This is a genomic window from Methanobrevibacter sp. AbM4 (genome assembly GCF_000404165.1).
Lineage (GTDB): Archaea > Methanobacteriota > Methanobacteria > Methanobacteriales > Methanobacteriaceae > Methanarmilla > Methanarmilla boviskoreani.
In genome coordinates this window covers 1,048,611-1,069,909 of sequence record NC_021355.1, presented here as the reverse complement: position 1 = coordinate 1,069,909, position 21,299 = coordinate 1,048,611, and the positions used below count along the sequence as shown (strand labels likewise).

Here is a 21,299-nt window from a genome sequence, read left to right as displayed (position 1 = left end):
TAATTTAATCTAAAATTTCAATAATTAAATTTAAAAACGAATTATTTTTACAAATGATATTATGAAAGAATTTAAATTACATTCACCCTTTAAACCATTGGGGGACCAGCCTAAGGCTATTAGTTCACTAGTTGATGGGGTAAATAAGGGATATCATGAACAAACATTACTTGGAGTAACTGGTTCTGGTAAAACTTTTACGATGGCAAATGTTATTGAAAAGGTTCAGAAACCGACACTTGTTATCTCACACAACAAAACACTTGCGGCACAATTATATGAGGAATTTAAGGGATTCTTTCCAGAGAATGCTGTGGAATATTTTGTAAGTTATTATGATTATTATCAGCCGGAGGCCTATGTTCCAAGAAGCGATACCTTTATTGATAAGGAAGCATCAATTAATGAGGATATCGATATCCTAAGACATTCCGCAACCCAATCACTGTTATCCCGTGATGATGTAATCGTTGTAAGTAGTGTTAGTTGTATATATGGTATTGGTTCACCTGAAGACTATGGGGAATTTGCCTTTCCAATAGAGGTTGGGGACCAATATGATAGGTCATTTATACTTTCACGTCTGATCTACCTCCAATATGAACGTAATGATATTGCATTTGAAAGGGGTCAATTCAGAGTCCGTGGTGATGTTATTGAGTTAAACCCTGTAGACGGTACTTCTCCATTGAGAATTGAATTGTTTGGTGATGAAATCGATGAGATTTCCTTAATCGATCCTGTGACTAGAAAGAAGAAGGAATCTTTAGAACGTTACATGATCTTTCCTGCAAAGCATTTTATTGTTGGTCAGGATAGAATGGAACAGGCACTTAAAGATATAAGTGATGAATTGGATGAGCGTCTTAAAGAGTTGAATGCCCTTGGTAAATATGTGGAAGCTCAAAGATTAGAGCAAAGAACCAAATTTGACATGGAAATGCTTCAGGAGATGGGTTATTGTCCAGGTATTGAAAATTATTCCATGCATTTGTCTGGCCGTAACTGGGGTGACATGCCATATTCACTTCTTAAATATTTCCCGAGTGACTATCTAACAATTATTGATGAGTCACATGTTACCATTCCACAGATTAGAGGGATGTACAATGGAGATAGGGCACGTAAACAAACATTGGTCGATTATGGTTTCAGACTTCCATCTGCAAAGGAGAATAGACCTTTAAAGTTTGATGAATTTGAAAAATCTGTAAACCAGGTAATATATATTTCCGCAACACCTGGCCAATATGAGCTATCAAGAAGCAATAATGTTGTGGAACAAATCATCAGGCCTACAGGTCTAGTGGATCCTGAGGTAATTATCCGTCCCGTTAAAGGCCAAGTAGAGGATTTGCTTGGTGAGGTTCAAAAACGTGCTAAACGGGATGAGCGTGTATTGGTCACCACTTTAACTAAGCGTATGGCAGAGGATTTAACGGATTACTTTGCAAAAATAGGTGTTAAGGTTCATTATCTACATTCCGAAATTGATACCCTGGAACGTATTGACATTATTGATGACTTAAGGCGTGGTGCCTTTGATGTTCTTGTCGGTGTAAACCTTTTAAGGGAAGGTCTGGATTTACCTGAGGTATCCCTTGTGGCTATTCTGGATGCAGATAAAGAGGGTTTCCTACGTAGTGAAACCTCTCTTATACAGACGATTGGAAGGGCTGCACGTAATGTTAATGGTCAGGTAATTATGTATGCCGATGAGATGACTGATTCCGTTAAAAATGCAAAGGAAATTACGGATAAAAGACGTTATATACAAATGGCCTACAACAAAAGGTATAACATTACTCCACGCTCAACCGAAAGAACCTTAAAAGAGAAGAAAGAGGATACTAAGAATAAAAAACTTTCTGAGATTAAAAAGATGCCTAAAGATGATTTAAGATTACTTATCAGAGATTTACAAAAAGATATGGAAGAGGCTGCAAGCAATCTTGACTTTGAAAAGGCGGCATTACTTAGGGATGAAATAGTTGAACTTAAAGGTTTGTTAAATTAATGGTTATTTTTTATTAAAAAGGATAGTTTTATATTATACGAACCATATAGAATATTATTATTTTTATAAGTATTAATTTATTTTCATTGAAAATTATGGCTAGAAGGTCAAATAAAATAGGAATTAGGTGAAATTATGGCTAGAAGGTCAAATAAAAGAGAAATTGTTATTAAGGGTGCAAGAGAACACAATCTTCAAAATATAGACTTGAACTTACCTAGGGATGAGTTTATTGTAATTACAGGTTTAAGTGGTTCAGGCAAATCCTCACTTGCATTTGATACTATCTATGCTGAAGGACAACGTAGATATGTGGAATCTTTATCCTCATATGCAAGACAGTTCTTGGGTCAAATGGATAAACCAGAATTGGATTATATTGAGGGATTATCACCAGCCATATCAATAGATCAGAAAACCACTAGGGTAAATCCTAGAAGTACGGTAGGTACCATTACGGAAATCTACGATTATTTAAGATTATTATATGCACGTATTGGAATTCCACATTGTCCTAATTGTGGTAGGGAAATATCACAGCAGACGGTTGGTCAGATTGCAGAAAACATCATGGAGGAAGGCGAAGGTCTTAAGATACATGTATTGGCTCCAATTATAAAAGACCGTAAAGGTGAACATAGGCAGGTCTTTGAGGAATACCGCGAGAAAGGATTTGTAAGGGCCAGGGTGGATGGCGAGATTAGAGACCTTGAAGAGGATATAAGCCTTAGAAAAAACTATAAACATACCATTGATATTGTAGTGGACAGATTAAAAATAAGAAACACGGTGGATTTCAAAAGAAGATTAACAGATTCACTTGAAACGGCAACAAAGTTTGGTGAGGGTACCGTAAGAATATTATTTGAAACAAAGGATGGAGAGGATTACGAGAAACTCTATTCCGAGGATTTCGCATGTGTTGACTGTGGATTAAGTTTCGAGGAATTAACACCCCGTATGTTTTCATTTAACTCTCCACAAGGTGCATGTCCTGAATGTAAGGGAATAGGTTCTAAACTTGAAATCGATCCTGATTTGGTTGTACCTGACAAAAGCCTTTCAATAAATGAGGGAGCTATTGCTCCTTGGAAAAATTCCAATAAGAAAGATAATTACTATAATCAGATGTTACAAGCAGTGGCAGATTTCTATGGTTTTTCCCTGGATACTCCATTTGAAGATTTAGAAAAGAAATACCAAAATATCATATTATTTGGTTCTAAAGAAAAGATTCCATTTTCATTTAGAAGAAGAAATCGTTCATATATGGTTAACAGGCCATATGAGGGAGTGGTCATTCGACTTCAAAGATTATATTTCGAGACAAAATCCAATTGGAATAGAAAACATATCTCCAGATTCATGAGTGATCGTAAATGTTATGTCTGTAATGGTAGAAGATTACGTCCCGAGATTCTAGCAGTTACCGTTGGCGGTAAAAATATTGCCGAAGTCTGTGAAATGTCTATCAGAAATTCATATGAGTTCTTTAAAGATTTAAAACTTAATAAAAGGGAAAAATATATTGCAAATGAGGTTTTAAAAGAGATAAAACAGAGACTCAAATTCCTTGTGGACGTTGGACTTGATTATATTAGTATGGCTCGTTCATCAGGTACACTGTCTGGTGGTGAAGCTCAGAGAATCCGTCTGGCTACCCAAATAGGTTCAGGTCTTGTAGGTGTTCTATATATATTGGATGAGCCAAGTATCGGTCTTCATCAAAGGGATAACCGTAAACTCATAAATACCCTTGAACACCTTTGTAATATTGGTAATACGCTAGTTGTAGTTGAACATGATGAGGAAACCATATTATCTGCAGATTATGTGGTGGATATAGGACCTGGTGCCGGTGAACATGGTGGACGTGTAATAGCAGAGGGTACTCCTGCAGATATAATTGCATCTGACGAGTCAATAACCGGTAGATACCTATCAAGAAAAGAAACCATACCTATACCAAGTAAAAGAAGAGAGGGTAATGGGGACTTTATTACAATTAAAGGTGCAAGAGAAAACAATCTGAAAAACATAGATGTCAAGATTCCCCTAGGTTTATTTACATGTGTAACCGGTGTAAGCGGATCTGGTAAGAGTAGTCTTGTAAATGAAATCCTCTATAAAGGCCTTAAAGGTAAATTGGAACATAAATATGCATTTGCAGGTGACCATGACAACATTGAGGGTTATGACAATATTGATAAACTGATTATCATAGATCAAAATCCTATCGGTAGAACTCCAAGAAGTAATCCTGCAACATATATAGGTTTATTTACTCCTATACGTGAATTATTTGCAAAAACACCTGAGGCTAAAGCAAGGGGATATAAACCTGGAAGATTTAGCTTTAATGTAAAGGGTGGAAGATGTGAGGCATGTCATGGTGACGGAATTATACAGATAGAAATGCAATTTTTGTCTGATGTATATGTGCCATGTGAGGTATGTCATGGTAGAAGATACAATGAGGAGACCTTGGACATTAGATATAAGGGTAAAAATATTTATGATGTACTTGAGATGACTGTAGAGGAGGCTCTTGAATTTTTTGAGAATATTCCAATAATCCATAAAAAGCTTCAAACATTGGAGGATGTAGGTTTGGGTTATGTTAAATTAGGTCAACCTGCAACAACATTATCTGGTGGTGAGGCACAAAGGGTAAAACTTGCAAAAGAGTTATCTAAAACCTCCACAGGTAAAACATTATATATTCTTGATGAACCTACTACAGGTCTTCACTTTGCAGATATTAAGAGATTGCTTTCAGTTCTCGAAAGATTAACAGACGCCGGAAATAGCGTTGTTGTAATTGAACATAATTTGGATGTCATTAAAACGGCGGATCATATTATTGATCTAGGACCTGAAGGTGGAGAAGGTGGTGGACGTGTTATTGCAGAGGGAACACCTGAAGAGGTTGCAGAATCCGGTACTTATACTGGTAATTTCTTAAAGGAAATGTTATCTGATAATATCACACCACTTGCAAAAGAGCTCATTGAGGAAAATAGTGGAAAGTAGTTGAATTTTTAACTATTTTTCTATTTGTTTTAAAAACTGATAAATTCAATTTTTAAAATTAAATCAATAATAAAATTTAGAAACATTTGCCATTTTCTATTTTTTCATTAAAATCTTCCTAAAAAACTAATATATTTCTTTACTATTTTTAATATTGTTTTTTTTCAAAATTTTCAATTTTTGTTATTATATTTTTTTTAAATTGTTTTGTTTCATGATTTAATAATTTTATATCTGCTTTTTTCTTAAAACTTAATATAAAATATTTGATATAATTTATTGCAGATAAATCCATCAATATTTTTGTAAAATACCTAATTATAACTTTGTTATAAAAGTTTTTATATAATATTAATTAAATATATCTTATTAATTGAATTAAGAGGTATTAAAATGGTAGATTATGACATTTCTAAAAACAATGAATATGCTAATATTTTAGAAGAAAAATTAGGTTTAGATAGTAAGATTGTAGCTATTAAATTTTATGATAATGAAAATGAAATTCCTGAAGGTATTGGAAAAATAGAAACTCCTGTAAGACATTGTGAAATGGTTAAAAAAGCAAGTTGTGGAGAATCATTCTATGCTACTAAAGATGAAGAGGCATGTAAAGGTGGTTCAGCTGCTTTAGGTCTTGAAGATGCTCCTAAAAAAGTTGCAACTGGTGAAAAATACTTTGAACTTGGAAGATTCAAATCATTAGAAGACGGTAAAAAAGTAGCTGATAATTTAACAAAAGTCTCAGTAAGACATGCAGGAATTATTTATCAACCTTTAGAAGATGCAGAATTTGAACCTGATGTAATTGTATACTTTGGTAAACCAATTTCAGGTATGAGAACTGCACAAGCTTATGTATATGAATATGCAGATAAATTTGAACCAAATTTCTCAGGTATTCAATCATTATGTGGTGATGCAGTTGCTACACCAATAGAAACAGGAAAACCAAATGCAACTTTAGGTTGCGATGGATCTAGAAAAGCTGCTAAGGTTAAAGATGAAGAATTAGCTGTTGGTATTAATAAATCTGAAATTGCAAATATTGTTGCTGCAGTTGATAAGATTTTATAAATATCTTTTTTTAATTTATATTTTTATTATTTTTTAATTATTATTTTAATAATTTTTGAAAAAAAAGAAAAATAAAATAAAAAATATTTAATTTTTACGTTTCTTAGATATAATTAATATAATTAAAGCTGAAAGTAAAGCAATTATGGGATTACCTGTTTTTGGCAATGCACTAGTTTTAATATTAATGGTTGAGTTTTGACTGTTTGATGGACTAATTTTATTATTATTTGTATTGTTAATATTGTTTTTCTTGTTCGTCCTGTTATTTGTATTCTTATTGTTAGTATTGTTATTATTTGGAACATTTATGTTGAATGAAATGTTATTAGTTACATTTGAAAATATTTTATCTCCATTAAATACTGTATTTATGTGGTATTTGCTATTTTTAAGATTAGATAATTTTAAACTACCTTTTCCATCAATAATATTTACAGTATAATTTTTATTGTTAATAGTTACAGTAACTGTTCCATTTATACCTGTACCAGCATATGTAAGATTAATATATGCAGTTAGGTTATTTCTATTTGCTATGGTATTAACTGTTAATTACGGTTTTAATAAGTCAATTTTAAAGTTTTTAGTATCATTTGACCGAGCATGGTTATCAGTTCCATTAAATCTTGATTCAATGGTATAATTACCAGAGATTAGATCATCAACTTTTAATATATTGGTACCATTTACTAAATCAACAGTATATGTTTTATTGTTAACAGTAACATCAACAGTTTTGTTTAATAAATTCTGATTAGAGTCTTTTAGAGTTATATTAAATCTAACTGTATGATTTTTACCATTGAAATATGTGTCGATTAAACTTACATCTAAATGTGTATTTATTTTATTTACAGTAAAACTTGTTTCATTAGTATAATTGTTGTAGTTATTATTACCACCATAATGGACTTTAACAGAATACTCTCCTGCTGATAGATTATTAAGTTCAAAGCTAGCTTTACCGTTATCAAGGGTAAGATTATAATATGTACCATTAATATCTACTTTAACTGTACCATTTAATAATTCTCCATTTACCCCTATGAGAGTTATATCAACAGTGTTAATGTTACCATATGTAGAATTATTGATATTGGCAACGATTTTAGGATTTGCCTTATAAATTGAGAAATTTAGAGGCATATCTTTAAACCCATTATAGTTATTATCTCCTGAATATGATATAATTGGAGTGTAATTATCAACATTATTTATTCCAATATTAATCTTGGATATACCATTTTCTACAGTTCCATTGTATACAGTTCCATTAAGAAATACAGATACATTTCCACTTAGATTATCATTGAATATAAGTGTGATATTTTCTGTTCCATAACTAATATTTTCTATTGATCCATTATTGGTAGTATTGATCTTATTGTCATAAACGGTATTGTTAGTTATTGTCGTAATATGTATCATTTTTAAGTGATGCATTAATATTATAATATCTACTATCATAATTACTTAAATCAATTAAAATTTTACCATTTTCATCGGTACGGTATACATGATCTATGATTGTATTATTTTTAAAATCACGGACAGTTACATGTATATCTATACCTTCTGGGGTACTATTGTAATTAGGCAAATATTCTTCTACTGTATTGCCTGTATTTATTATACCATTTTCACCCCAATATGTAAGGTTAACTACTGATAATTTATTATTACCAAAATTATCTTGTAAATAAATACCGTTGAAGTTAGTGTTTAAACCAGTGAATATTAAGGTTACATTTGAACCTGTGAAATTTTCAAAATTCAAATCATTTGAATCAGCTTGATTATCTAAAATTATGGTATTATTTATATAATTTGTATAATTTTTATTTTCAGTATAGAAATCGTAAAATGCAGATCCGACGGTTGCTTTATTTTTTGTGAAATTACTATAATTTGCTTTAAAACCAGCATTATATATAAATATAGCACCACCAAATTCTGCTGAGTTGTTGGTGAATACTGAGTTAATTGCAGTACTATCTGTATCTATATAAAAGATTGAACCACCATATGCACCAGTATTGTTAGCAAATGTTGAGTTTATTACACTGCCATTTGCACCAGACCAACTTATTGCTCCACCATAATAATCTGCTTTATTATTAATGAATTGAGAATTAATTGTTTTTCCATTTGCACCAGACCAACTTATTGCTCCACCATAATAACTTGCTGTGTTATTGGCAAATGTTGTGTTTATTGCGGTACCATTTTCTCCAAACCAATATATTGCTCCACCAAAATTTGTTGCTGTGTTATTGGCAAATCTTGTGTTGATTGCGGTGCCATTTGCACCACCCCAATATATTGCTCCACCATAATAACTTGCTGTATTGTTAGTGAATTGAGAATTAATTAAAGTAGCATCTGAATCTGTTAAATAGATTGCTCCACCAAGATTTGTTGCTGTGTTGTTGACAAATCTTGTATTAATTAAAGTAGCATTTTCACTTATCCATTGGATTGCACCACCATTACTTGCAGTGTTGTTGATAAATGTTGAGTTTATTATGGTTCCATTTATACCTTTTATATATGTTGCTCCTCCACTATTTGATTTACTGTTGATGAAGGTACAATTTATTAAATTAAGTGTATAATTTGTGTACCAATATATTAATCCACCATATTGTGCAGAATTTCCTCCTTTAAAGATAATATTATTTAATGTTAAGTTTCCATTGAAATTATTGCAATTGAAAATTCTTGTTAAATCATTTCCATTAAGAATATGGCCATTACCATTTATGGTATAGGATTTAGTTCCTGATGGGGAAAATTGATTCCTCCAGCATTAATTATTTCTGAATCGGTTGTACTATTACATGTGTAATCATTTGTTAAATTTATTGTATTTGAGTTACTTGAATTTAATAATGATTGTAAATCTGTAAATGAATGGTCTTCCTCTTCAGTTAATATTGAAACATTATTATCATTTTGAGGACTTAGGTTATTAGAATTCTTATAGTTGCTGTTTTGTGTAAATATATTACTAGAATTTAAATTAACATCAAAACTATTATTTGTATCTGATAAATTATCAAAATCTTCAGCAGAAACAGAAGAAATTGAAATAAGGAATATTAATAAAAAAACTAGTATTAATAACCTTCTATTAATATTTTCACCCCCCCCTTTAAATTTTTATTGAAGAACATATAGAATCATTCAATATGTATAAATATTATTTTAAATAATATATATCTTTTGAAAATAAGGGTATTTTTATAAGATTTTTTCTATATTTTGTAGTTTTTCTGCTTATTTTTTTAAAAGAATATAATACGATTTTAAGATATTTAATAACATTATTCAATTTTTTTTTAAAAATAAATAAAATAAAAATAGAAATAATAAATTTTCTTTTAATTTTTTTTCAATATGTCCTTAATTTATTATTTGTAATAATTAGTAATTTTAATATAATTTCTCTTGAACTTATATAAAACAATGATTTTTAAAAATATAAAATTATAAAAGACTTTTTTATTTAACTTATGGGTAAGGATATTTAAAATTCAAAAATTATAAAAAATCATTTCCTTGCTAAAAAATTTGTATAGTTTTTAGTTAATCGTTGGTTAAGATGGATTTATAGATGGTATAATATTTTAGTAAAATTAGTAAATATTATTAAAATTCTATTAATATATAAAATATAAATAAATATATAGTAATATGAATTATATATACAAAAATATAAGATATTTTTTAGAAAGTATTTAAATTTTTAATGATATATTATTTTTGGACTAAAATTCATTATATTTAAAAATAATTAAATAAAGGTAATATTATGGGATTGTTTGATTTTCTAAAAAAAGATAAAAAAGAAAATAAAGAAGATATCCAATCAAATAATAGTGATTCTTATAATGAGGGAAAATATGACATAGATGATCTTTTAGAATCTGATCAATTATCAACTAAACAAAAGCAGCAGATCATGTATAAGGAATTTGCTGAAAACTCAGAAAATAGAAATGAAAGACTTACAGCAGTAAATGAGATTATGGATGTCAATATGCTTGAAGATATAGCTATTAACTTTAAAGATAGATATTCAAGACTTCTTGCAGTTGCGAAAATTCAGGATGAAGATATTTTATACAATATTGCAGAAAACTCAAAATATAGTGAAACACGTGCTGTAGCATATGAACATCTTGGAAGAACTGATAAGGCATCAGAAGAAATTTTAATAAACAATAATAACAAAAAAGAATCCATTAATAATTACCTAAAAAACATTGATAATGAGGATATTTTAACAAATATAGCAATTAAATCAATAGATAAAAAGGCAAGAAATTCTGCATTTAACATGATTGAAAATAAGGATAATATTAAAAAAGTCGCATTTAATTCAAAGGATGGACATATACGCCGATTAGCTATTAAAAAAGCAGATATTGTTGAAGAAAAAGATTTGGAAAAACTATTTCTTAAAGAAGATTCTGCTGATACTAAGCTATATTTGCTTGATAAGATTAATAATGAAGATTTCCTACTAAAAGTTGCATCAGAAGATAAATCTGAAAAGATTAGAGAAACAGTAATATCTGATATTAATGATAATGATAAGTTAATTAAACTAGGATTAAATTCAGATCATCCTGATGTTAAAATCAAAGTTATGGAAATAACTAAAGATAAAGGTTTTATTAAAAATTTAGCTTTAAATGATAAAGATAATTTTGTAAAAGATAAAGCATTAAAACTTCTTGATGATGTTGATACACTTGAAGAAATAGCATTAAATGATGAAAATCCCTTTATTAGAAAAAATGCTTCTTTAAAGATAAATAATGAGAATATTCTTAAAAAAATCATATTGAATGATAAGGATATTAGTGTTATAAAAGCAGTGCTTGATAATCCTAATCTTAAAGATGAAAAGGTATTAAGTGAAATTGCAATTGAAAGTGAATTTGAAGAAATAGCTGAAACATGTATTAATAAGATTAATAATGAGAATCATCTAAAAGACATTGCAATCAATGTAAATAGTGAGAATATTTCAAGATTTGCAGTAGATAAAATTGAAGATGAGAAATTGTTAACTGAAATTATTGCAAAGACTAAAAATCAGAGTATTGGGGTTTATTGTGTAGATAAAGTAGACACAGAGAATATTCTTGAAATAATCTTAAATAAATCACAATATGAAGAAGTACGTATTAAAGCATTAGATAAGATTAAAAATAAGAAATTAATTGAAAAAATAGCTAAAAATGATAAAAATATTAATGTTCGCGGAGCTGCCATTGATTTAACATATAACACAAAACTATTAAAAGAAATTGCTAATAATGATTCTAATGAATATATAAGAAATAAAGCAAAAAGAAGATTATAGTTTTATAAGTCATTATATTTGGTTCAAATAAAATTAATATTGGATAAAAATTCCATTTTAATTTCATGACAGTTCATAAAGAAGTATAAATTAAATTAAATCTTATTATTCTATTTCAATTAGGTATTTAGTTGGAATAAATATAATTTATCTGCACTTTAATATTAGAGTTTTAATAAAGTTTATAATTCATAAGCTATTTTTAATTTATTAAACTATTTTTTAATATTGTATTATTATTATTCCTTATTTTTTTTGCTGGTTCTATTTTCTTATTTTTAATTAAATTTGTTTTATGTTGTATTGTTATTCTAAATTTAACTCTTTTATGTACTTTTATAATTTTTATTAATTCTAATGATATAATTTAAATTTATAGAAGGGTTTTATCGGATTTTTTAAAATCTAAATTTATTTTTGATAACTTTTTAATTTTAAGATTTAATTACAGTATTCTTTAAATCACTATTATTAATAGTAATACTTTTTAAAATTAATAAAAATGCTTTAAATTTCTTATATTCTGTATTACTATTAAACAAATTCTATTTTTGAGAAAGTAATACGATAAATACATTTAAATATAACTTTATGTATATGATATAGTAGTAATAATATTTTTAAAAAAAGTATTACTAAAATATTTAATTAACTTTAATGTTAATAATATGATGAAATTAACAGAAAATGTTAATTTTCAATATAATTTAAGAGTGTGAAAGTAGTTATGTTAGAGATAAAACACACAATATGTTCTAAATGTGGAGTTGGATGTGGTTTAAATGTTATTAGTAAAAATAACAAATTGGTAGGAATTCATCCATTTAAAGATCATATAATAAATGAAGGAAGAAATTGTGATAATTGTAGAAATAATGTTGATACTCAAATATTAGTTTCACATGAGTCTATTGATTATGATGATTTAATAGATTCTGGAAAAGAAATAATTAAATCTGTAAAACCTGAAGAAGTAACTATTCTAGTATCAGGTACAATAGATAATGATGAGTTGGATAGTGTAATTGATTTTTCCAATGAAAATAACTTTAATTTAGTAAGTTATGAATACAATTTTGAAAAAATAGGTTCTGAAATGATTCCAGACTATGATGAGGTTGAGAAAGCTTCAACAATTATTGCTGTAGGGGATATATTTAGGGGAAATCCATTAATTTCACGTAGAATTATTCATGCTAAAGATAATGGTTGTAGATTTATTAACATTCATACTATTGAAAATTTAACTGGATATAATTGTGATGAATTTATAAAAATTGATGATTATTCAAATTTACATGAAGAGCTTAAAAAGCTTGATGTTGATGGGAATACTATTTTAGTTATCAATGAAATTAATGATGAATCCAACTATATGGAAATTATAAATGCTGCTAAAAGTAAAGGTATAAAGGTTTTACCTGTATTAAAACATCCTAATAGTTATTCAGTACTTAACAAAGTAGCACCTTCCACAATTGAAGAATTAAATAACAAATTCAATGATTCCTCTGTTTTAATTTTAATTAATGAGAATCCTAATTTTTATCTTGATAAAGATGCTATCAAAAGCAATAAAATTCTTTCTTTAAATACTGCTACTGATTATGGTGCAGCTGACGTAAATATTCCAGTACAAGCTTGGTTTGAAAAAGACGGATCATTCACTAATTCAACAGGATTAACTCAAGAATTTAAAATGGCTATTCCATCAGATGCAAAGTCTATTAGTGAAGTACTTGAATTATTAATGGAATGAGGGTGTAAAAATGGATAAATATATTGAAGCAAAAGCAGTTGATAATGATATTTTTGAAAGAGGAGAAAATGGTGGTGCAGTAACAGCATTACTTAAATATTTACTTGATTCCAACATAGTTGATGGGGTTTTAAATGTTAAAGAAGGTAACAGTGTCTATGATGGTATACCAACATATACTACAGATGGTGAAGATTTAATTAATACTGCCGGATCATTACATTGTGCACCTACAATGGTTTCTGATTTAATTGCTAGATATTTAAATGATGAAAAAATAGCTGTTACAACAAAACCTTGTGATGCAATGGCTATTGATGAAGTTATAAAAAGGCATGGTATTAATAAAGATAATGTTTATATGATTGGATTAAACTGTGGTGGAACAGTTCGTCCTACTGTTGCAGAGGAAATGATAGAATTATTCTATGATCTTGACCCTAATGAAGTTAATTCAGAGGAAATTACAAAGGGTAATTTCACTGTAGAACTTGAAAACGGGGAAGAAAAATCAGTTAAAATAGATCAATTGGAAGAAGAGGGATTTGGAAGAAGAGAAAACTGTCAAAGATGTGAATTTAAAATACCAATAAAAGCGGATATAGCTTGTGGTAATTGGGGTGCAAGTGACGGTTATACTTTTATCCAAATAAATTCCGATAAAGGGGAAAAATTAGTGGAGGATGCTGAGAAGGCAGGATATATCAAAACTAAAAAACCTTCAGAAAAACAAATAAATATCAGAAGTAAAATTGAAGGTATTATGGTTAATATGTCTAAAAAAACACAAGAAACTCAACTATTTGAAGAATTGCCTGAAGGCGATGAGTTAATTCAAGTTCTTGGCCGCTGTCTTAAATGTAAAAGATGTAGGGATGTCTGTCCAATATGTAATTGTAATACATGTAGATTAGATGAAGATTTCTTTAGAGAAGATCCAACAGAGAAACCTGATGCATTAATTTTACATGGTGTTAGAATGAGTCATATGGCATTTAGTTGTGTAAATTGTGGTCAATGTGAAGATGTCTGTCCTATGGAATTACCAATTGCTAAATTATACCAAAAAATACAATTAAAATACCGTGAAAGCACAGGATATAAATCTGGTATTACAGACGGTAAACCTCCAATGTATAGTGGTGAAAAAGAGGAAATATTAGATTAGGTGTTATGGTTAAAATTGGTGATATTATGAGTGATGATGTAAAAATTGTAGGATTTTGTTGTAATTGGTGTTGTTATGGGGGAGCAGATACTGCAGGTACCGCTAGAATGCAATATCCCCCAAATGTAAGAATTATAAGGGTTATGTGTTCTGGAAGAATTAACCCTGAAATGGTTTTCAAAGCTTTTCATGAAGGTGCTGACGGGGTATTTGTAGGAGGATGCCATATTGGTGATTGCCACTATGATTCAGGTAATTACAAATGGAGAAGACGAGCATTGTTAATAAAAGTTATACTTGAAGAGTTAGGAATTAATCCTGAAAGATTTGACTATGATTGGATTTCAGCTTCAGAAGGAGAAAAATTCCAGAAAGCTATGATCAATTTCACATCTGAAATAGAAAAGATAAGATGATCATATTAATTAATGTTTTTTGATAATTAGATATTTAAAGAGTACAATTAAGGCTTTTTTTATATTTAACTTATTAAAAAATATTAGTTGTTTATCATACCATTTAAAAAAAGTTTAATGTTTATATTATTATTTAATATAAAAATAGATTTTGAAAATAAGTTAATGAGAGATTGATTTGAATCTTTAAAATAATTAAATTAGTTTCCTATTTGATAAACTATCTAAAAACAAAAAATTTTTATAAAATCTGCTAAATTAAAAAAATATATTTTTTGCAAAAAAATTGGGATTAAAATAAATTGGTTAAAAAAATGTCCTTATTATATAGTTATCTACTATAAGAAATTATATAACCTTTATTATTAAAAAGCCATATTTAAATATCTGCTAATATTAAAATTTTATAGTTTAAATCTAAATGCATTGATTTATTTTCATTAATCATATTTATGTTTACTTGAATTCATGTAAAAATTGAAAATAATTAGGTGTATCTACTCAAATGAACTTTATATTTAGAATTAGAAACGACAAAATTTAATATACCTAATTATTTTTCTTATTTTTAATTAATTCATTTATTATTTATTATTATTCATTAAAAAGAACTTTTTGTTAAAATTTAAAATAAATAGGTTTTCATAACCTTCATAATTCTAGAATAGTGATTTTATGGAATATGGTGAAACATATAGGGATTCGATTATTAATTTAATTACAATAAACAATGATCTTTTGGAGTCTAGCGATGAATCATTTGTTAAATGTAATGATGAAATACGTTCTTTAATTAATTCTAATACTAGTTATATATCTAGTTTTTTAATGACAGAATTCGTATTTCAAGCAGAATATGATGATTTTAAAGAATTAGATTATTATATTATGAAAATATTTGCAGATGATGAGATTTATAAATTCTTTATAATGTTGGTTGATGAGGTTTTAAAGAAACTGTTATACATTGCCGAATATAAATTTAAATTGATGGAATTAAATAATTTATCTACTTTCACGGAGTTTTCAGCTGAGGATTTAAAGGAATTTATTAAAGAGTATGAAGATTTTAGATTGGAATTTGACATGTTTCAAGTAGATTTTTGTGATGTTTCTCATTATTTTTCATTAAATTCTTATACAGAAAATATAATTTCATTTTATAGAGACATTAATTAGTCGTATGAATTTAAATTTATATTATTATTTTTAATTATATTTTCTATTTTTATAATTTAATTCTATTTTTTATTTGTTTTAAATTAAATAATAAGTACTAGATTATTTATTATTTAAATTTTATAATATATATTTAAGTTAATTAGTATATTAATTAATTTTTATAGATTGATTAAATTTATTATTTAGTTTTATAGATAAATCAATTTAAATCAGATTTTTGTTTCTCTTTAATACATTAATTATTATCTATTAGTTTCTATTTAGATACATTAGTTTAATATTTACTTTAAATAAATATTTAAATGAATTAAATTTTTCACATGAACATAATTTAATAATAAAGTAAGGAAGGTTAAATGATGGATAAATATGATATAATTTATATTGGCAGTGGAAACGCTGCTTGGCAGGGTGCCAGATTTTTATCTGATGCAGGATGGAAAGTTTTAATTATTGAAGAAGGGTTATATGGAGGTGCCTGTGCTAATTATGGCTGTAACTCCAAAATATTACTTGACGGTCCTTATGAATTGTCTTCAGCCATTAAGAGATTTGAGGGAATAGGCAAGAAAGGTGATTTCTCAGTAGATTGGCCTAGCCTAATGGAATATAAAAGAAAAAGAATAGCCAACCTTCCAAAATTTTTAGAGGGTAAATTCAAGGAATACAATCTTGATGTTGCAGATGGTAAGGGGGTAATTGTAGACAAACATCATGTTCAGGTAGGTGACGATATTTATTACGGTGATAGGATTGTAATAGCCACCGGTTTAAAACCTTATATACCTGATATTCCAGGTAAAGAATATATCCATGATAGTACTGACTTTCTGAACATTGATGAACTTCCAGATAAAACAATAATCTTCGGTGCAGGATTCGTATCCATAGAGTTTGCGTCAATACTTGAGGAGGCAGGTAAGGAGGTTGACATTTTAGTAAGATCCGATAGGGTTTTAAGACATTTCTATCAGCCATATGTTGAAAACATTGTCCGTAAACTTGAAAACAGTAGTGTGAATTTCCATTATTTTGAGGAACCTGCTGAGGTATCCAGGGATAAAGATCAATATGTAGTTAAAACTAAAAAGGGTCTAACTTTAATGGGGGACTATGTACTTGGAGCCCAGGGAAGAATAGCAAATGTGGAGGATATTGGTCTTGACAAGGTAGGTTTGGAATATGCGGATAGTGGTATTCCGGTAGACGGCCATCTTAGAACATCCGTTGATAATATCTATGCTGTAGGCGATGTTGCAGATACGAAACAGCCAAAGCTTGTAACCGTCGCAATCCATCAGTCAAAATATCTGGCAAAATATCTTTTAGGAAAAACAACCGAGGATATTACATATCCTGTTGTTCCTGCTGTTGTATTTACATTGCCGAGAATAGCCACCGTTGGTGTCACTGCCTCCTATGCATTAAAACATCCTGAGAAATATGAGGTTCATAGAATAGAATATGGCAAATCCTATTCAATTGAGCTTAAGAATGAGGATACCGCAGAATGTACTGTTGTAACTGATAAGGATAAGAACATTTTAGGTGCTGAGATATATAGTTCTGAGGCTGAAAATCTTGCAAATCTATTTACATTCATAATATTTAAGAAGATCACATTGGAGGAACTTGATTATATGATTTATGCCTTCCCGTCCAGTAGTTCTGTGGCATTATATAAATTGCATAATATCCATTATAATATCGGTTATAGAAAGGAGTAGCTGTAATTATCTAATTATTTCTATTAGCTAATTCTTTGTTTAAAGATTTTTATCCTATTTTTTTCTTTTATTTTTTAAAACAATTATTAAGGTTATATTGATTATACTTAATTAAGTTAAGACTATTTTTTAGATTATGGAAAAGCTTTATATAAAATGAAAATAATAGATTATTATGTAGACCAGTCATTATAATTTTAAGGTTTTAGTATGGAGAATAATAATAAACAGAAAATATTAAACGCTGCCATAATACTATTTCAAGATAAGGGGTACTATGGTACTGGTCTTAACGAAATTTTAAGAAAAAGTGATTGTCCTAAAGGCTCATTATATTACTATTTTCCTAATGGTAAAGAGCAATTAGCACTTGAAAGTATTGAAATGACAAAGAATTTCGTTGACGGTATGATAAGGAGGAATCTTGAAAAAATAGATGATCCTGCAGAGTCAATGAAAAAATTTGTCCGTGAAATGGCAGAGAACGTTTATATTGACAATGATGATTTAAGCTCTTTTCAAAGTAATAGAAAGATTTCAATTAATTTAATTGCTTTAGAAACGTCAAAAACCAATGACAATATACGAAAAGCATGTGAAGAGGCGTATAGTACATTTGAGAAGGCCTATTTTGATAAGTTAGTGGAAAATGGTTTTGATGATGATAAGGCAAAGGAAGTATCAAAGACAATTGAATCATTGATTGAGGGAGCTATTCTTATGTCCACTGTTAAAAAAGATGACACATATATCTTAAATGTGGCAGATATAATATATGATTTGATTAAAAAATCATCTTAATTTATTTTTAATCTATAGCTATCTACTCTATAGAATAGTTATTTCATTTAATTTATTGGTTATTTATTCAAGCTATTTTAAACTTTGATTATTCAATTAATATTGCTTTGATTAATTAACTATAACTGTTTTAACTTTAAAGTTTTTAAGCTTTAATTATCAGAATATCTTTTTAATTTAGCTGTTCGGTAAATAATTTTAAATTTAAGCTTTATCTATTGATAATTGCTTATTTCATTCTAGTTTAACTTAATTCTACATATGATGAATTAAAACCTTGACTAACAACTTTTTTATAATTTTATGGATGGACTTAAATGGATAATATTTTTAAAATAGAGAAAGGAAAAACTATAATTGCAATACTAATCATTGGCGGGTTCATTTCAATGCTTAATGAAACCGCATTGAATGTAGCTTTTCCACATATTATGGCGGAATATGCAATTAGTGCTGGAATTGTCCAATGGTTAACAACAGGATATGTTCTTGTATCCGGAATTGTATTTTTAATGACTGCATTTTTGATGAAAAAATATACAACAAGAAAACTGTTTCTAACGGCAATGCTACTTTTGATTGTAGGATCTATCATATCAGCAGCATCCTTTGATTTTCCTATGATACTTGCTGGAAGGATTATTCAGGCATTAGGTACAGGTATTATAGTACCACTTGTATTTAATAGTGTAATGTATATTACAATACCTCAAAGAAGGGGATTTATGATGGGTATTGTTTCCCTGGTCGTCTTATCAGCACCGATATTTGCTCCTGTAATCATGGGTTTAATTATGGAATTTACTGATTGGCATTTATACTTTGTAATAATGTTGATATTGTTTATAATATGTGCTGTTATCGCATCTAGAAAATTAGAAAACATTACCGATACAGGAGATGCAAAACTAGATGTTGTATCTTTAATTCTAGCAGCCATTGGATTAACATTAATCATATATGGATTTAGTCATCTTAGTGATGAAGGTCTGGTTAATGTAATTATCACTCTTGTGGTAGGTTTAGTTTTCCTAATCTTATTCGGATACCGTCAATTACACTCAGATCACCCACTACTTAGAATTGGTGTATTTAAAGACAAAATATTCACAATTGGAATTATTACAAACCTTGCAAATGTAATGCTTATATTTGCTATTGTTGTACTTATACCAATGTACCTTGAAACCTCACTTCATACAAGTTCACTTACAGCAAGTTTAATCATGTTGCCTGGAACAATACTTGGAAGTGTATTGCCAATATTATCCGGTCATATTTATGATGATCATGGACCTAGAATAGTTATCTGTACCGGTACAGCTATTATGGCATTATCTGCATTCTTATTAACCATGGTCGATTTAAGTACTAGTTTCATAGTTATCGTATTAATTATCTGTGGATTCTATATAGGTTCAGGTCTTTCATTGTCACCTAACCAAACCAATACATTAGGTAACTTGAAATCAGAGGATTATCCATCTGGTTCTGCAATCATGACTTCAAGTCAGCAAATTGGTGGGGCAATAGGATCTTCATTATTTACAAGTTTTATGACTATTGGTCAGAATAATTATTTAAGTGCTATTGCAAATCCAACAGCAGTACAACATGCTTTAGCATTGGCTAAAGGGGTTAACTTCTCATTTGAAATAGGTACTATTTTCCTATTAATTGTATTTGTTTTAACATTATTCTTAAAAAGGAATAAGAACTATGATTTATAGTATTATTCCTAGAATGGAATGAGGCTTCTAGTTTATAACTACTGTATTCATTGATATTATTCTCAAAAGGAGTAAGAATTTATAAAAAATTAGTAAAATATAAACATTAAATTGTTTATATTCTTATTAATTATATCGTTTTTTTGTTTTTATAATCTATTTTTTTTATCTTTTCAATTCAATTTATTTAATAAGTATTTTAACTGTCAGATATTTCTTCAATATGCTTTTTTAATGTTAAAAAATGTTTGTCAATATTATTTGGAACATAACTTGTAAATTTCCATGTATCTACTTTATTAATTGTTAAGTATTATACTTTATTTAAGTAAAGTACTTTATTTTAATTTATTTTTTTATTTAATTTATTTAGGTAAAGTGCTTTACTTTAATATAATAATAAAATTTAAACTAATATCTTTTTTAATTTTGTTAAAAATTTTAAAAATTTATAAACATCTTAACTTTATTTAGATTATATGGAGGTAAAATATTCATATATTTCAAAGTAAAAACAACATATTTATAAACAATAAGCACTAAAAGTAAAGTTATACATTAAATTGTATAGAATTCAGTTAAAAAATTTAATTATAGAGGTGAAAATATGGGAATTGCAAAAGCTCCAATCAATAGGATCATCAAAGAAGCTGGTGCAGAAAGAGTAAGTGGAGATGCTACTGATGCTTTAGTTAAATACTTAGAAGAAGAAGCAGAAGCTATCGCTACTAAAGCTATTGAATATGCTAAAATAGCAAAAAGACAAACTGTAAAAGCTGACGATATTGAATTAGCTATTAAAGATCAATAGATAAATAAATTATTTATCTTTATTTTTTTGAGTGTTTTTATATTTAAATTATTAATTTTTTTAAAATTAAACTTTTTTTTAGATTAATTAAACAATTATATTTTAAGACTGTTTTTGAACTTCTCTATGCTATGGGATTAATGATTATTATTAGTTCTGCTTTTTTAATATTATTGTTTAAGGGTTACCTGGTTTTTA

The 21,299-nt window shown here is 28.2% G+C and carries 15 protein-coding genes and 1 pseudogene; 13 read left to right on the top strand and 3 right to left on the bottom strand.

Annotated elements, in window-relative coordinates:
* The first annotated feature begins 61 nt into the window (after positions 1-61).
* The 3 genes from uvrB to ABM4_RS04295 all read left to right on the top strand — a co-directional run bounded on the left by uvrB (position 62) and on the right by ABM4_RS04295 (position 6,127).
* A complete protein-coding gene (gene uvrB, locus ABM4_RS04305) occupies positions 62-2,017 on the top strand; it encodes an excinuclease ABC subunit UvrB (protein WP_016358454.1) in 1,956 nt (651 codons plus the stop codon).
* A 135-nt stretch (positions 2,018-2,152) separates the two neighbouring features.
* Positions 2,153-5,050, top strand: coding sequence for an excinuclease ABC subunit UvrA (gene uvrA / locus ABM4_RS04300; protein WP_016358453.1), 2,898 nt, complete (start codon positions 2,153-2,155; stop codon positions 5,048-5,050).
* A gap of 393 nt (positions 5,051-5,443) precedes the next feature.
* Positions 5,444-6,127 (top strand): DUF169 domain-containing protein, encoded by a 684-nt coding sequence (locus tag ABM4_RS04295; protein WP_016358451.1) that lies wholly within the window; start codon positions 5,444-5,446, stop codon positions 6,125-6,127.
* Between the two features lie 555 nt (positions 6,128-6,682).
* On the opposite strand, the gene ABM4_RS04290 is transcribed toward ABM4_RS04295, so the two are convergent.
* From ABM4_RS04290 to ABM4_RS09175, 3 genes and pseudogenes are all read right to left on the bottom strand, one after another.
* Positions 6,683-7,573 (bottom strand): Ig-like domain-containing protein, encoded by an 891-nt coding sequence (locus ABM4_RS04290; RefSeq protein ID WP_232216504.1) that lies wholly within the window; start codon positions 7,571-7,573, stop codon positions 6,683-6,685.
* Positions 7,533-7,907, bottom strand: coding sequence for a hypothetical protein (locus ABM4_RS09120; protein ID WP_048200845.1), 375 nt, complete (start codon positions 7,905-7,907; stop codon positions 7,533-7,535). Before ABM4_RS09120 ends, ABM4_RS04290 begins: the two co-directional genes overlap by 41 nt.
* A 153-nt stretch (positions 7,908-8,060) precedes the next feature.
* Positions 8,061-8,579, bottom strand: a pseudogene (locus ABM4_RS09175) (adhesin); the annotation flags it as partial.
* On the opposite strand from ABM4_RS09175, the gene ABM4_RS09110 reads away from it, so the two are divergent.
* From ABM4_RS09110 to ABM4_RS04235, 10 genes are all read left to right on the top strand, one after another.
* The gene (locus ABM4_RS09110; protein WP_048200843.1) at positions 8,560-8,745 is read left to right on the top strand and encodes a hypothetical protein; all 186 of its coding nucleotides are present in this window, start codon (positions 8,560-8,562) and stop codon (positions 8,743-8,745) included. The pseudogene ABM4_RS09175 and the gene ABM4_RS09110 sit on opposite strands and share 20 nt — an antisense overlap.
* A 1,199-nt stretch (positions 8,746-9,944) precedes the next feature.
* Positions 9,945-11,507: a hypothetical protein gene (locus ABM4_RS04275; protein WP_016358450.1), complete on the top strand. Its 1,563-nt coding sequence runs from the start codon at positions 9,945-9,947 to the stop codon at positions 11,505-11,507.
* Positions 11,508-12,234: 727 nt separating this feature from the next.
* A complete protein-coding gene (locus tag ABM4_RS04270; protein ID WP_016358449.1) occupies positions 12,235-13,266 on the top strand; it encodes a molybdopterin-dependent oxidoreductase in 1,032 nt (343 codons plus the stop codon).
* A 10-nt stretch (positions 13,267-13,276) separates the two neighbouring features.
* Complete coding sequence (locus tag ABM4_RS04265) at positions 13,277-14,434, top strand: Coenzyme F420 hydrogenase/dehydrogenase, beta subunit C-terminal domain (protein ID WP_016358448.1); 1,158 nt, start codon at positions 13,277-13,279, stop codon at positions 14,432-14,434.
* Positions 14,435-14,460: 26 nt separating this feature from the next.
* On the top strand, positions 14,461-14,850 hold the full coding sequence (locus tag ABM4_RS04260) for a hydrogenase iron-sulfur subunit (protein WP_016358447.1): 390 nt from the start codon (positions 14,461-14,463) through the stop codon (positions 14,848-14,850).
* Between the two features lie 675 nt (positions 14,851-15,525).
* Complete coding sequence (locus tag ABM4_RS04255) at positions 15,526-16,029, top strand: hypothetical protein (RefSeq protein ID WP_016358446.1); 504 nt, start codon at positions 15,526-15,528, stop codon at positions 16,027-16,029.
* 362 nt (positions 16,030-16,391) lie between these two features.
* The gene (locus tag ABM4_RS04250; protein WP_048201022.1) at positions 16,392-17,759 is read left to right on the top strand and encodes an NAD(P)/FAD-dependent oxidoreductase; all 1,368 of its coding nucleotides are present in this window, start codon (positions 16,392-16,394) and stop codon (positions 17,757-17,759) included.
* A 210-nt stretch (positions 17,760-17,969) separates the two neighbouring features.
* Complete coding sequence (locus tag ABM4_RS04245) at positions 17,970-18,560, top strand: TetR/AcrR family transcriptional regulator (protein WP_016358444.1); 591 nt, start codon at positions 17,970-17,972, stop codon at positions 18,558-18,560.
* A gap of 317 nt (positions 18,561-18,877) precedes the next feature.
* Complete coding sequence (locus ABM4_RS04240; protein WP_016358443.1) at positions 18,878-20,290, top strand: DHA2 family efflux MFS transporter permease subunit; 1,413 nt, start codon at positions 18,878-18,880, stop codon at positions 20,288-20,290.
* A gap of 607 nt (positions 20,291-20,897) precedes the next feature.
* Positions 20,898-21,101, top strand: coding sequence for a histone family protein (locus tag ABM4_RS04235; protein WP_016358442.1), 204 nt, complete (start codon positions 20,898-20,900; stop codon positions 21,099-21,101).
* Positions 21,102-21,299 lie beyond the last annotated feature (198 nt).

Bases quoted from the DNA above. Each gene is read 5' to 3' on its own strand.
- ABM4_RS04260 (WP_016358447.1), top strand. From the start codon at position 14,461: ATGAGTGATGATGTAAAAATTGTAGGATTTTGTTGTAATTGGTGTTGT.
- ABM4_RS04235 (WP_016358442.1), top strand. From the start codon at position 20,898: ATGGGAATTGCAAAAGCTCCAATCAATAGGATCATCAAAGAAGCTGGT.
- ABM4_RS04265 (WP_016358448.1), top strand. From the start codon at position 13,277: ATGGATAAATATATTGAAGCAAAAGCAGTTGATAATGATATTTTTGAA.
- ABM4_RS04240 (WP_016358443.1), top strand. From the start codon at position 18,878: ATGGATAATATTTTTAAAATAGAGAAAGGAAAAACTATAATTGCAATA.
- uvrA (WP_016358453.1), top strand. From the start codon at position 2,153: ATGGCTAGAAGGTCAAATAAAAGAGAAATTGTTATTAAGGGTGCAAGA.
- ABM4_RS04245 (WP_016358444.1), top strand. From the start codon at position 17,970: ATGGAGAATAATAATAAACAGAAAATATTAAACGCTGCCATAATACTA.
- ABM4_RS04270 (WP_016358449.1), top strand. From the start codon at position 12,235: ATGTTAGAGATAAAACACACAATATGTTCTAAATGTGGAGTTGGATGT.
- ABM4_RS04255 (WP_016358446.1), top strand. From the start codon at position 15,526: ATGGAATATGGTGAAACATATAGGGATTCGATTATTAATTTAATTACA.
- ABM4_RS04295 (WP_016358451.1), top strand. From the start codon at position 5,444: ATGGTAGATTATGACATTTCTAAAAACAATGAATATGCTAATATTTTA.
- uvrB (WP_016358454.1), top strand. From the start codon at position 62: ATGAAAGAATTTAAATTACATTCACCCTTTAAACCATTGGGGGACCAG.
- ABM4_RS04250 (WP_048201022.1), top strand. From the start codon at position 16,392: ATGGATAAATATGATATAATTTATATTGGCAGTGGAAACGCTGCTTGG.
- ABM4_RS04290 (WP_232216504.1), bottom strand. From the start codon at position 7,573: ATGCATCACTTAAAAATGATACATATTACGACAATAACTAACAATACC.
- ABM4_RS04275 (WP_016358450.1), top strand. From the start codon at position 9,945: ATGGGATTGTTTGATTTTCTAAAAAAAGATAAAAAAGAAAATAAAGAA.